General features: G+C 71.6%; 11 protein-coding genes and 1 pseudogene. 3 read left to right on the top strand and 9 right to left on the bottom strand.

Annotated features, from left to right (window positions below; genetic code table 11):
• Positions 1 to 22: 22 nt before the first annotated feature.
• A complete protein-coding gene (locus tag SNA_RS06280; RefSeq protein WP_420823461.1) occupies positions 23 to 1426 on the bottom strand; it encodes a hypothetical protein in 1404 nt (467 codons plus the stop codon).
• Positions 1427 to 1774: 348 nt separating this feature from the next.
• Here SNA_RS06280 and SNA_RS06285 point away from each other — a divergent pair, with 348 nt between their 5' ends.
• On the top strand, positions 1775 to 2464 hold the full coding sequence (locus SNA_RS06285) for a FadR/GntR family transcriptional regulator (protein WP_030070894.1): 690 nt from the start codon (positions 1775 to 1777) through the stop codon (positions 2462 to 2464).
• 214 nt (positions 2465 to 2678) lie between these two features.
• Positions 2679 to 3047, top strand: a complete 369-nt coding sequence (locus SNA_RS06290; protein WP_063752909.1) for a hypothetical protein — start codon at positions 2679 to 2681, stop codon at positions 3045 to 3047.
• Positions 3048 to 3070: 23 nt separating this feature from the next.
• Here SNA_RS06290 and SNA_RS06295 read toward each other — a convergent pair whose 3' ends face one another.
• From SNA_RS06295 to SNA_RS06330, 8 genes and pseudogenes are all read right to left on the bottom strand, one after another.
• On the bottom strand, positions 3071 to 4051 hold the full coding sequence (locus SNA_RS06295) for an N-acetylglucosamine kinase (RefSeq protein ID WP_044363706.1): 981 nt from the start codon (positions 4049 to 4051) through the stop codon (positions 3071 to 3073).
• Positions 4042 to 5295 (bottom strand): 6-phospho-beta-glucosidase, encoded by a 1254-nt coding sequence (locus SNA_RS06300; RefSeq protein ID WP_030070888.1) that lies wholly within the window; start codon positions 5293 to 5295, stop codon positions 4042 to 4044. The genes SNA_RS06295 and SNA_RS06300 overlap by 10 nt, the downstream gene beginning before the upstream one ends.
• Before the next feature lie 18 nt (positions 5296 to 5313).
• Entirely contained in the window at positions 5314 to 6219 is a 906-nt protein-coding gene (locus SNA_RS06305; RefSeq protein ID WP_030070886.1) for a carbohydrate ABC transporter permease, read from the bottom strand.
• Between the two features lie 6 nt (positions 6220 to 6225).
• Positions 6226 to 7189, bottom strand: a pseudogene (locus tag SNA_RS06310) (carbohydrate ABC transporter permease).
• Positions 7190 to 7260: 71 nt separating this feature from the next.
• A complete protein-coding gene (locus SNA_RS06315) occupies positions 7261 to 8598 on the bottom strand; it encodes an extracellular solute-binding protein (RefSeq protein ID WP_030070884.1) in 1338 nt (445 codons plus the stop codon).
• 69 nt (positions 8599 to 8667) lie between these two features.
• Positions 8668 to 9804 carry an ROK family transcriptional regulator gene (locus tag SNA_RS06320; RefSeq protein WP_030070882.1) on the bottom strand — a complete coding sequence of 379 codons (1137 nt, stop codon included), beginning with the start codon at positions 9802 to 9804 and terminating at the stop codon, positions 8668 to 8670.
• Positions 9805 to 10048: 244 nt separating this feature from the next.
• Positions 10049 to 10387 (bottom strand): hypothetical protein, encoded by a 339-nt coding sequence (locus SNA_RS06325; RefSeq protein WP_044363708.1) that lies wholly within the window; start codon positions 10385 to 10387, stop codon positions 10049 to 10051.
• A 249-nt stretch (positions 10388 to 10636) separates the two neighbouring features.
• Positions 10637 to 11725, bottom strand: a complete 1089-nt coding sequence (locus SNA_RS06330; protein ID WP_030070878.1) for a mechanosensitive ion channel family protein — start codon at positions 11723 to 11725, stop codon at positions 10637 to 10639.
• A 300-nt stretch (positions 11726 to 12025) separates the two neighbouring features.
• Here SNA_RS06330 and SNA_RS06335 point away from each other — a divergent pair, with 300 nt between their 5' ends.
• A complete protein-coding gene (locus SNA_RS06335) occupies positions 12026 to 12562 on the top strand; it encodes an HNH endonuclease (RefSeq protein ID WP_018088296.1) in 537 nt (178 codons plus the stop codon).
• The last annotated feature ends 5 nt before the right edge of the window (positions 12563 to 12567 follow it).

Raw genomic sequence — 12567 nt, forward strand, 5'->3', positions numbered from 1 at the left:
CCCCCCACCGGGCCCCTGCCCCTCACCGGTACTCCGACAGTCTGCGCGCGATACCCAGCACGGCGCCCACCGCCCCCAGCACCGCCAGCACCCCGGCCCCCACCGCCAGCCCGCCGAGCGCCGCCCGCCCGCCGTCCGCCGCCGACCGGAACTCCTGCTGCTCATGCGCCAACGCCTGCTCCAGCGCGGCATCGACCCGGTCGAACGACTCCCGCGTCGGCCGGTCGTCGCCGATCACCCTGGCCAGCGCCTGCTGGTAGTCGCCCTTGTCGTCCGCCGCCCGCGCCTGGGCGTGCCGCGCCTGCCACTGCCGTATCCGCGCCAGCGCCTCACGCACCGGACGCCGCCCCGCCTCGTCGTCCGCCAGCGCCAGCGCCGTCCCCAGCCGGCTGCCGGACGAGGCCGCGCCCCGCGTACCCGGGCCGGCCAGGTCCGTCATCCCCTTGCGGAAGCCGACCTCGTAGAAGTCCTTCTGATCCGGGGTCAGCACCGCCCCCCGGGCCACCAGCGTCAGATTCTCGTCGCCGCGCGCCTGGAGGGCGTCGATCCGCGCCTCGTTGAGCACCCGCAGCGATCGCGCCCCGCGGTCGTACGACGCGCTCAGGCCCGACCGCGCGAGGGCGTGCCCCGTCACCAGCCACACCAGTACGGCCAGCGCGGCCGCCGTCGCCGCCACCAGGCCGCGGTTGAACACCCGGTTCGTCCGGCGGTAATGGCGCCGCTGTGCCCAGGCCAGCGCCGCGAGGGCCGCCGCCCCGGCCACCAGCGCGCCCCACGGCCAGGTCTTCGCCGCGTCGTAGTCCGCCGCCAGCCGGTCGTTCTCCGCGTCGTACAGGGCCCGGGCGGCGGGCAGGAGTTCCCCGCGCATCCGGCCGTTGGCGTACCGCAGATAGGCGCCCCCCAGGGGCAGCCCCTGCCGGTTGTCCGTCCGCGCTGTCTCGATCAGCCCCGCATACTGCGGCAGCGTGCTGTTGAGCCGGGCGATCTGCTCTCCGGCCCGGTCGGACTCCGGGGTGCCGGCCGAGGCCCGGACCAGCAGCCGGGCCGCCGTGGCAAGGTCGTGGTCATAGCGCGCGCGGGTCGCCCGGCTCTCCTCCCCGCCCGCCAGGAACCCGCCGGCGGCCGTCGTGTCCGCATCCGCCAGCGAGCGGTAGATACGCGCCGCATCCGCGCTCAGCGGCTGGCTGCGCCCGACCACATCGTCCGCGGCCGCCGCCCGGTCGGCCACCTGCCAGGCCGTGGCCGCGCCGAACACCAGCACCAGCAGGGCGAGTACGGCACCGATCATCCGCAGCCGGCCCGGTTCGGTGACCGCGGCGGCGCGCAGCTCGTCGAGTCCGTCGGCCCATGCCGTACGGCGCCGGGGCGCGGGCGCCGAACCGCCGCCCGGCGACGCGGACACCTGCACGGACAACTCTGCCGACACCGAACCTCCCCCTCCGTCGTCCACGGCCCGCCCTCGCGCGAAGCGCCGGCGAGAACGCTCACGGGAACGGGTGCACGGGCAGCAGTATGTCCCCACCCACTGACAGCCACACCGCGATTGCCCCCATCATTGCCCCGGTCTTTGGGCCTGACGTCGCGGGGGTGGCGCTGGCGCCGGGGCGGGGCCGTGCGGGGCCGGTGCGCGGCCGGTCTGGGGGTCCGTCTCCGGCCTCCTCCGTTGCCAAGGGCCGCACTAGAGTTGCTCCCGAGGGCCCTGCACCGGACGAGGGCCGGAGAGACACCAGATGTCAGGACATCCGCCCGCCCCGGACGACCGGAGAGTGATCACGTGCAAGCGGTCCGCAAGGGCAGGGTGTCGCTGGTGGAGACGGCGACCGACGAGATCCGCGACCAGATCGTCACCGGCGTCTGGCCGGTGGGCAGCCGCATCCCGCCCGAGAGCGCGCTCTCCGAGGCCCTGGGCGTCAGCCGCGCTTCCGTCCGCGAGGCGGTCCGTTCCCTCGTCCACTCCGGCCTCCTCGAACCCCGGCAGGGCGACGGCACGTTCGTGATCTCCGACGACGACAGCGCGGTCGCCCTGCGCCGTCGGCTGGAGCGGGCCGAACTCACCCATGTCACCCAGATCCGCCAGGGCCTGGACGTCGTCGCCCGCCAGGCCGCGAAGCACCGTACGGATGCCCAGCTCGCCGGCATCGAAGCCGCGCTGGTCCGCCGCAAGGCCGCCCTGGCCGCACAGGACGCGGACGCCTTCACCGCCGCCGATGCCGACTTCCACATCCTCGTCGCGGACGCCGGGGCCAACCCCGTGCTGGCCGACATCTACCGCTCGCTCAGCGCCGCCCTGCGCGAGGAACTCCGGCGCGCCGCCTGCCTCGACACCGCCACCGCGGCCCCCACCGACCCCCACTCGCGCCTCGCCGACGCCATCCGCGACCGGGACCCGCAGGCCGCGGTGGACGCGGCGGTCGTGCTGCTCGCCGGGCATGTGCGCGATCTCGCGCTGCCGCTGGACGACTGACGGGACGACTGACCGGGACGACTGACCGGGGTGGCCGACGGGCGCCCCGGCCGGGCCGGTCAGGGCGCGTTTCGTGCTCCGCGCGCCCCTTCCTTCGCTCCCGCGCGCCGCTTCCGAAACCCTCTTCGATCCAACTACTCTAAGTGACGAAGTTGATTCGGCACGTCAGTGACCGGCGCGGCCCGGCCCGCGCCCGGCATCCCGGAGGTTCCTCATGCGTTGCGTCACCCAGCTCCTCAAACCCCTGGCCGCCGCCACCACCCTCGGCGCCGCCGCCCCCGGCCACACCCGGCCGGCCAGCGGATTCCTCACCATCGGCACGAGCACCTATATCGACCCCGAAGGCCACTACCCGATCGCCCACTCGCCCGGCGGCGGTCCCACCCTCGTCATCAACGACACCGATCGCCATGTCACGGTCATCACCGAGCGCAATCACGGCCCCACCACCGCCCCCGACATCGTCGTGGCCCCGGGCGACCGCATCGAGACGTTCCGGGGACACAGCGTGCAGGTGGGCTGGGGCCAGGTGATGGGACCGAGCATGGGCCAGGTCATGGGGCGGGGCACGGGGGAGGGGTGAGGTAGCGGGGCCGCGGGGCGCGGTCATTCCCAGGCGCGCCGCACCCGCTCGTACGCCGTCGCGTCGGCGCCCGCCCGGTCCAGGGCGGAGAGCGCCGCGCCCAGGACCGGCGGGGCGGTGACCACCATGGGCACGGCTTTGGGGGCGCGTTCGGCGAGGAGGCTGGCGATGCGGTCGTGGAGGAGGGGGTGCCGGGCAGCCAGGACGCCGCCGCCGAGGATGACGGGGGTGGGCTCGCCGAGGAGCCCGAGGCGGTCCAGGGCAACGGTGGCCAGGAGGACGACCTCCTCGGCCTGACGGGCCACGATGCCGCGGGCGACGGGGTCGCCGGCGGCGGCCACACCGAAGAGAACGGGGGTGAGTTCATGGCGTCGGCCATCGGGGACGGCGCGCAGGTGGAGGGCCTCGATCAGCTCCCGCATGGTGGCGCACCCGAAGTGGGCGGGCAGCGCACGGGCCAGCGCGGTCGGCTCGCCGCGGCCGTCCTCGGCACGGGCCGCATGCCACAGCGCCTCGTCGGCGAGATACGCACCGCCGCCCCAGTCGCCGGAGATCCGTCCGACCGCGGGGAAGCGGGCGGTGGCGCCGTCCGGGCCCAGGCCGGCGCAGTTGATGCCGGCGCCGCACACCACCGCGACCCCGGTCCGTGTGCCGTCGTCCGGCAGACCGGCCCGGAGCAGCGCGAAGGTGTCGTTGGCGACGGTCACCGAGTGCGCCCAGCCGCGCCCGGAGATCTCCGCCGTCAGCGCGGCCTCTTCGGCGGCGAGGTCGGCGTTGGCGAGATAGGCGGCGAGGTGGCCGACGGGGCTCGCCGTCCCCGCCTGTGCCAGGACGGCGGCGATCAGCGGCGCCAGGACGTCCACGGCCCGGTCGGCGCCGACCGCCTGTGGCTGGAAGGGGCCGCCGCGGGCGGTCCCCAGCAGCCTTCCGTCGGTGGTCACCAGCGCCACGTCCGTCTTGCTGTTGCCCGCGTCGATGGCGAGCGCCGTGCCGGTCAGGCCCACGACAGATGCTCCCGGTTGTGCGCGATCAGCTGGTCGGTGAGCCGGTCGGCGTAGTCGCTCTGGCCGATGAGGGGATGGGCCAGGAGCGCGTCGAAGACCCGGTCCCGGCCGCCCTTCAGCGCGGCCTCCAGGGCCAGCTGTTCATAGGCGGTGACATGGGCGATCAGGCCCGTGTGGAGGGGTTCCAGGGGGCGTACGGGCAGCACCTCGGGGCCGTCGGCGCCCACCGCCGCCGGTACTTCGATCACCGCATCGTCGGGAAGGAAGGGAAGCGCACCATGGTTGACGGTATTGACGATCTGGCGCTCGCCGGTGTCGCCCAGCAGGGCCGCGGTCAGCGCCACTGCCGCCTCCGAGTAGTACGCCCCGCCGCGCCTGCCCAGCAGCTCGGGCTTCTCGTCCAGGGCGGGATCGCCGTACATGCCCAGCAGTCGCTCCTCCAGGGCCGCGACCTCCGCCGCGCGGGACGGTTTGCCGCGCAACTCCCGTACCACCGCATCGTGTTGGTAGTAGTAGCGCAGGTAGTACGAGGGGACGACGCCGAGGCGGTCCAGGAGGGAGCGGGGCATCCGCAGATCGTCGGCCACCGCGTCGCCGTGCTCGGCCAGGAGCGCGGGCAGGACGTCCTCGCCGTGGACGCGGACCGCCCGCTCCCAGGTGAGGTGGTTGAGCCCGACGTGGTCCAGTTCGACGTCCTGCGGGGGCACCCCCAGCAGCCTGGCGAACTTCCGCTGGAAGCCGATCGCGACATTGCACAGGCCGACCGCCTTGTGGCCGTGCGTCAGCAGGGCGCGCGTCACGATGCCGACCGGGTTGGTGAAGTCCACGATCCAGGCGCCGGGACTGCGGCGCCGTACCCGCTCGGCGATGTCGAGGACGACGGGCACGGTCCGCAGCGCCTTGGCCAGTCCGCCCGCACCGGTGGTCTCCTGGCCGACGCAGCCGCACTCCAGCGGCCAGGTCTCGTCCTGGTTGCGGGCGGCCTGCCCGCCGACGCGGAGCTGGAGGAGGACGGCATCGGCGCCGTCCACCCCGGCGTCGAGATCGTCGGTCCACGAGATCCGGCCCGGATGGCCCTGTTTGGCGAAGATCCGCCGCGCCAGTCCGCCCACCAGCTCCAGCCGGTCGGCGGCCGGATCGATCAGGACGAGTTCATCCAGCGGGAGCGCCTCGCGCAACCGCGCGAAACCGTCGATGAGTTCGGGGGTGTAGGTCGAGCCGCCGCCGACCACGGCGAGCCTGATGTGCTTCATATGCGGGGATCAGCCCTTCACTCCGGTGAGCGTGACGCCTTCGACGAAGGCCCTCTGTGCGAAGAAGAAAACGAGCATGACCGGCGCCATGACCAGCAGCGTTGCGGCCATGGTGAGGTTCCAGTCGACGCTGTGGGCGCTCTTGAAGGACTCCAGGCCGTAGGAGAGCGTCCAGGACGCCGGGTTCTGTGCGGCGTAGATCTGCGGGCCGAAGTAGTCGTTCCAGCAGAAGAAGAACTGGAAGAGGGCGACGGCGGCGATGCCGGGCCGGGCCATCGGGACGATGATGCGCAGCAGGGTGCGCAGTTCACCGCAGCCGTCCACGGCGGCGGATTCGATGTACTCGCGAGGGATGGTCAGCAGGAACTGCCGCAGCAGAAAGATGGAGTAGGCGTCGCCGAAGGCCATCGGGATGATCAGCGGCCACAGCGTCCCGGCGAGATGCAGCTGCTGGGCCCAGACCAGATACATCGGGATGACGATCACCTGCGGCGGCAGCATCATCGTCGAGATGACCAGAACCATCGCCGTCCGGCGGCCGCGGAAGCGGAAGCGGGCCAGGGCGTAGGCCACCGGGACCGCCGAGCACACCGCGAAGAGGGTGCCCAGCCCCGCGTACATCAGGGAGTTCTTCCACCAGTCGAGGAAGCCGGGCGTACGGAAGACCGTGACGTAGTGGGACCAGTGCCACCCGGTCGGCCACAGCGCGCCGCTCATCGCCTGGTCGTCGCCCATCACGGACGTCAGAAAGACGAACACGAAGGGCAGCACGAAGAAGAGCGCGGCCGCCACGGCCAGGGTGTGGACGGCGATCCAGTGCAGTATCCGCCGGCGCCGGGCGCGCGCCGCCGGGCCGGCGGCGGGGGCGGGCACACGGGGCGGCGCGCCGGGCGGGCTCAGGGTCGTGGTGGTCATACCGGATCAGTCCTCCACCGGAAGCAGGCCCGCGCGCCGGCGCATCAGCAGGCTGGTGGCGGCCATGGCGATGACGAAGAGCACCAGCGAGAGCGCGCAGGCCGCGCCGGTGTTGAAGTTCTGGAAGCCGAGGGAGTAGACGAGCTGCGGCACGGTCAGCGTCGAGTGGTCCGGATAGCCGGGCTGGATGACGGTGCCCGGCCCGAGGGACACCCCGGAGGCGAGCTTCCCGGCGACCAGCGCCTGGGTGTAGTACTGCATGGTCTGGACGACGCCGGTGACCACCGCGAACAGCACGATCGGCGTGATCGACGGCCAGGTGACGTACCGGAACCTCCCCCCAGGCGCCCGCCCCGTCCAGCTCCGCCGCCTCGTACTGCTCCTTGGGCACGTCCAGCAGCGCCGCCATGAAGATCACCATCAGATCGCCGATGCCCCACAGCGACAGCAGGACCAGGGACGGTTTCGCCCAGTGGGGGTCGTTGAACCACGAGGGCGCCGGGATGCCGAGCGCGCCGAGGATCTCGTTGACGGGCCCGGTGCCGGGGTTGAGGAGGAAGACGAAGGCGACGGTCGCCGCCACCGGGGGAGCCAGATAGGGCAGATAGAACGCCGTACGGAAGAACCCGGCGCCCGCCTTGATCTTGGTGACCAGCATTCCGATGCCCAGCCCGAAGACGACCCGCAGCGCGACCATCACCACGACCAGCCACAGGGTGTTGCCCAGCGCGGGCCCGAACAGTGGCATCTGCGTCAGCACATAGGTCCAGTTCCGCAGGCCCACAAAAACCGGCGGCTCGATCTGGTTGTAGTGCAGGAAGGAGAAATAGACCGTGGCGAGCAGCGGATAGCCGAAGAAGACGCAGAAGCCGATGAGCCAGGGGGAGAGAAAACCGAGGGTGCGCAGGCGCTCGCGGCGCCGCTTACGCCGCAGCGCGGGGGCGGGGGCAACCGCCGGGAGATGAGCCATCGCGTTCTCCGTCGTTCCGTCGGATGTCGTGGCGCGATATCCGTTCGGTGTGCGTTCGGTGTGCGTTCCTTTCAGTTCTCGGACTGGAGGTTGTCGGCGTCGATCTGTGCATCGAGGTCGCGCAGGCCCCGGTCCAGATCGGGGACCCTTCCGGCCTCGACGGCGTACGAGAAATCCTGGAGCGCGGTGATGTACTGCGCGCCGTTGTCGGACGGCGGAATCGCGGCGCTGTGCGGATTCCCGGCGATCTTGACAAAGGTACGGAATGCCGGATCGGCGTCCAGCTTGGGCGACTTCAGCGCGGCGAGCGTCGAGGGCACGTTATGGATGGCATTGGCGAACCGCACCACCTGGTCCGTGTCCACGGTCAGGAACTTCACCAGCTCCCATGCCGCATTCTGATGCCGGCTGCTGTGCGCGATCCCCGCGACCGTACCCGTCAGATAGCCCCGGCCGTACGTATCCGCCCGGTCATCCGGTACCGGCATCGGCGCGGCACCCCAGGCGAACGGCGCCTTGTGCTGCTTGAGCATCAGTCCGCGCCATTCGCCGTCCATATGCATCGCCAGCTGCTGTTTCAAGAAGGCGTTCTGCGACGACATCTCGTCCCCGAACCGGGTGCGGAACCTCTCCAGCACCGCATAGCCGCCCTGCGCCGCGATCAGCCCGCGCGCGGTGGCGAAGAACTGCCGGGTGCGCGGATCCCCGGCCAGCTGCGCCTTGCCGTGACGGTCGAAATAGGCCGGGTCCCACTGGGCGAACAGCCGGTCCGGACTGTTCTGGTAGAGCCGGAAATCGGGCATGAAGCCCACCCTGGTGTACGTACCGTCCCGGGCCCGCCGGGTGAGCTTGACGGCATCCCGTTTCAGCTCCGACATCGTCCGCGGCGGCCGGGAAATTCCGGCCTTCTTGAAGGCGTCCTTGTTGTAGTACAGCCCGTAGGCGTCGGCGAGCAGCGGCAGCGCGCACTGCTTACCTTCGTAACGGGTATAGGCGAGCAGGGATTTCGGGAAGACCTTGGTCTTGTCCACGCCCGTCCGCTTCATGAAGGGGTCGAGATCCGCCCACATTCCCGATGAGCAGTACTGCCCGACATTGCTGGTGGTGAACGACGACACCACATCCGGCGCCTCGTCCCCGCCCGCCCGCAGCGCCTGGTTCACGGTCTCGTCGGTGACATCGGCGACCGTCTTCACCCTGATGTTGGGGTGCAGTTTCTCGAACCGGGCGATGCTGTCGTCGATCGCCTTCACCTCGCCCGGCTGCGACCACCCGTGCCAGAACCGGAGCGTGACCGGTTTCGTCGGATCGTCGCGGTCACTGCCGATGCTCGGCCGGGCGCATCCGGAGAGCAGCAGCCCTAAAGCACACAGCCCGACTGCGCACGCCCTCGCTGCGCACGCCCTCAGTACGCACGCCCTCAGTGCATCCGACTTCAGTGCATACGACTTCACTGCGTATGGCATGACGGACGCCCCTCACCCCGTATCGAAAACCGCATCACGCGCCTCGGCGAGCGCCGTCCGCAGCGCGCCGATAAGGATCGGATTTCCCTCGATATCGCTGATCCGCAGTTCCGGACGCGGCAGCGCGAGCCCGGTGAATTCCTCCTCGACCAGCGCCCGCAGTTCCTCCCCGCCGGCCTGCGGGACCTCGCCGGAGAGCACCACCAGCCGCGGATCGACCACCGCGACCACCGCCGCCAGCCCGGTGGCCAGCCGTCGCGCCACCTCCGCCCGTACGTCCTCGCGCGCCAGCGCCGCCGCGGCCGTACGGACCCCGGGGGCGCCGTACTCGTGCGCCAGCGCCACGACGCTGGGGGAGCCGACCAGCCGCTGGAAGCCGCCGCCGGCGTCCGGCCGCGCCGCGCTGCGGTCGCCGCCGCGGGCCAGCGGAGCGCCGGGCAGCGGCATATAGCCGATCTCGCCCGCACCCCCGGTGGCGCCGCGCAGCAGCTGCCCGCCGAGCACGATGGCGGCGCCGACCCCTTCGTCCACCCACACCAGCACGAAGTCGTCGAAGTCCTGGGCGGCGCCGTCGTGCTGCTCGGCCACCGCCGCCAGATTGACATCGTTCTCGATCACGATCGGCATGCCCAGCACCTGCGCCAGCTCCTCCTTCAGGGCCCGCGAGTGCCAGCCCGGCAGATGCGGCGCATAGCGCAGCCGCCCGGTCCGCGGGTCCAGCGCGCCCGGCGTGCCGATCACCGCCCCGTGCAGCTGCTCCCGGCCCAGCCCGGCCTCGGCCAGTGCCCCGTCCACGGCCGAGGCCACCAGACGGGCCGTGCGGTGCGGCGCCCCTGCGTCCACCGCGTCCGTGCCGACCCGCGTCTCCCCGAGCACCTGCCCGGTGATATCGGCGACGGCCGCGGTGATGCCCAGCTGGTCCACGGCAAGCGCGGCCACCCGACCGGCCGCCGGATCGACCTCGTACAGCTGCGCATTCGGTCCCGGCCGCCCGATCACACTGCCGGTCGTCCGCACCAGCCCGGCGGCCTCCAGCCGGGCCAGCAGCTGGGAGGCGGTCGGCTTCGACAGTCCGGTCAGCTCGCCGATCCGGGTCCGCGTCAGCGGCCCCTGGGAGACCAGCAGATCGAGCGCCGCCCGGTCGTTCATCGCGCGCAGCACCCGCGGTGTCCCGGGCGTCACCTGCGCCCCGTGTCCCCCCGCGCCCATCGCACAGCCCCCGTCTGTTAGGAAACCTTCCAATCGGTGATGAGGAAGGTAGGGCGCACGTCAGGGGCTCGTCAATGGGCGCGGCGGGGGGAGTTCGGGGGCGAGCCCGGCACGCGGAGGGGCGCACCGGCCGAAGCCGGTGCGCCCCTGTTGGTCCGTCAGCGCGTCGGAAACCCGGGCTCGGTCAGCCCTCTTCCCAGCTCACGCTGCCCACGCCCGTACCGCCGGAGCAGGTGGCGTCGGAGGTGTCGCGGGCGCCGGGGTTGAGGGTCTTCCACGGCCCCGTCTGGTCGGGCCACCAGCCACAGACCACGGTGGCGCGGAAGGCGATGGTGCGGTTGGTGTTGTTGGTGCAGTCGGCGGTGCCGGTGCGACCGTCGGTCGTGGTGGTGCAGCTGAGGTCGTTGGTGATACGGGCCGCGGGTGCGGCGGAAGCGGGTGCGGCGGCGGTCAGCGCCACCGCGCCGCCGATCATCAGAACCGAAGCGACGGCCCCCGTGGCCATGCGATTGCGGAACTTCATGGAGAAGTCTCCTTGTCCGTCGATGTGTTGCTGTCGTGCAGCCGTACTGCCTTGCTGTCGTACTGCCTTGCCCTGTGGTGCTGTGTGGTGTCGGCGCTGACATCACGGACACGCTTCAGGGCGGGGCGCCGTATGACAGGCAGGCATGTGACCTGCGTCACATGAATGCGAAGCGGGCGGACCACCTGGGGCCCGCCCGCTTCACGACTGCTTCCGGACTGCTTCTCGGCTGTCCCGGCTGCTCCCCGGCTACTTCCCGAGCGCGGGGCTCGACAGCGGCTCGGTGGCCGTCGACTGGGGCGAGGACGGGTTGTTGAGCGCCGACGGGGCGGCCACGGCGGCCGTCGGGTCGGCCGGTGCCGCCTCTTCCTCCTCCTCGGGGGCCGGGCGCGGGGCGAGGTGGACACCGGCCTCGTCGAGGGCGTGCTTGATCCGCCAGCGCAGTTCGCGCTCCACGCCGGCGGACTTGCCGGGCATGGTCCGGGCCGAGACGCTGAGGGTGACGGTGTCGAGGTGGACCTCGCTCAGGCCCAGGACCTGCACCGGCTCCCACAGCAGCTCGTTCCACGGCTCCGACTTGGACATCACCTCGCCGGCCGCCGTGATGACCTCCCGGGCGCGCCGCAGGTCCTGGTCCGCGGCTATCACCACATCCACCCCGGCCGTGGACCAGCCCTGGCTGAGGTTGCCGATCCGCTTGACCTCACCGTTGCGGATGTACCAGATGGCGCCGTTGGGGCCGCGCAGCTTGGTGACCCGCAGGCCGACCTCGATGACCGTACCGGTGGCCACGCCCGCGTCGATCTCGTCGCCGACGCCGTACTGGTCCTCAAGGATCATGAAGACGCCGGAGAGGAAGTCGGTGACGAGGTTGCGGGCGCCGAAACCGATGGCGACACCGGCCACTCCGGCGCTGGCGAGCAGCGGTGCGAGGTTGATCTGGAGAACGGACAGGACCGTCAGCGCGGCCGTTCCCATGATCACGAACGAGGCGACGCTGCGCAGGACCGAACCGATGGCCTCGGAGCGCTGACGGCGGCGCTCGGCGTTGACGAGCAGCCCGGCGAGCGCGGTGCCCTCGGCGGCGGCCGCGGTGCGGTTCATCCGTTCGATGAGCTTGGTGAGAGTGCGGCGTATCACATGCCGCAGTACCACCGCGATCACCACTATCAGCAGGATCTTCAGGCCGGATTCGACCCACGTTCCCCAGTTCTCCTGCACCCAGCCGGCGGCGTTGGTGGCCTTCTGGGTGGCCTCGTCGAGCGAGGTGGACGCGGCCCCGCCAGGTGTCGCGGCATTCAGGGGCGCGGTGGCGGCCGTCGAAGCGGACCAGTACACAGCAAAACCTTCCGTGTGGGGCAGCAGACCCGGGCCTCGGTGGTACCGCGCGGACCGGGCAGAATCACCACACTAACGGGGCAACCGACGCGGTCCGTGCCCTTGTTCGAGTCTCAGGGGTCCCGGGACGGCTGGAAAGACGCCGTTGTGCCGGGAAGCGTGCCGGTGTGATCCGGATGTGGTGGAAAACACCTCCGGCCCGTTACTCGGTCATGGTGGCGCTCCGACCAGGCACCGGGGGACACTGGGGGAGATCGTCCCGGCGCGAGCCACGCGCCGCCGGCGTACAAGGAGGCACCCGTGCCGCATGTCCTGGTCCTCAACGCGTCGTACGAGCCGCTCGGCGTCGTACCGCTCCGCCGCGCGCTCATCCTCGTACTCAATGAGAAGGCTGTGAGTCTCGAGGAGTCCGGCGCCCTGATGCACAGTGCAACCCGCGTCATACCGGCTCCGAGTGTGGTCCGCCTGAAGCGGTTTGTGCGGGTGCCCTTTCGTGGCCCCGTGCCCCTGACCCGCCGGGCGCTGTTCGCCCGTGACGGCGGGCGCTGTATGTACTGCGGTGGCGTCGCAACCAGCGTCGACCACGTCATCCCGCGCAGCCGGGGAGGTCAGCACACCTGGGAGAACGTGGTCGCCGCGTGCCGCCGCTGCAACCACGTCAAGGCCGACCGCCATGTCGCCGAGATCGGCTGGCGGCTGCGACACCAGCCCGCCCCGCCGTCAGGACTGGCGTGGCGGATCATCGGTACGGGGCATAGGGACCCGCGCTGGCTGCCCTACTTGCAGCCGTACGGCGCGGATGACGCCCTGGCCCGGATCGACGCCGTATCGGCGTAGGCGAT

The organism is Streptomyces natalensis ATCC 27448 (assembly GCF_000935125.1).
In the GTDB taxonomy this organism is placed as follows: domain Bacteria; phylum Actinomycetota; class Actinomycetes; order Streptomycetales; family Streptomycetaceae; genus Streptomyces; species Streptomyces natalensis.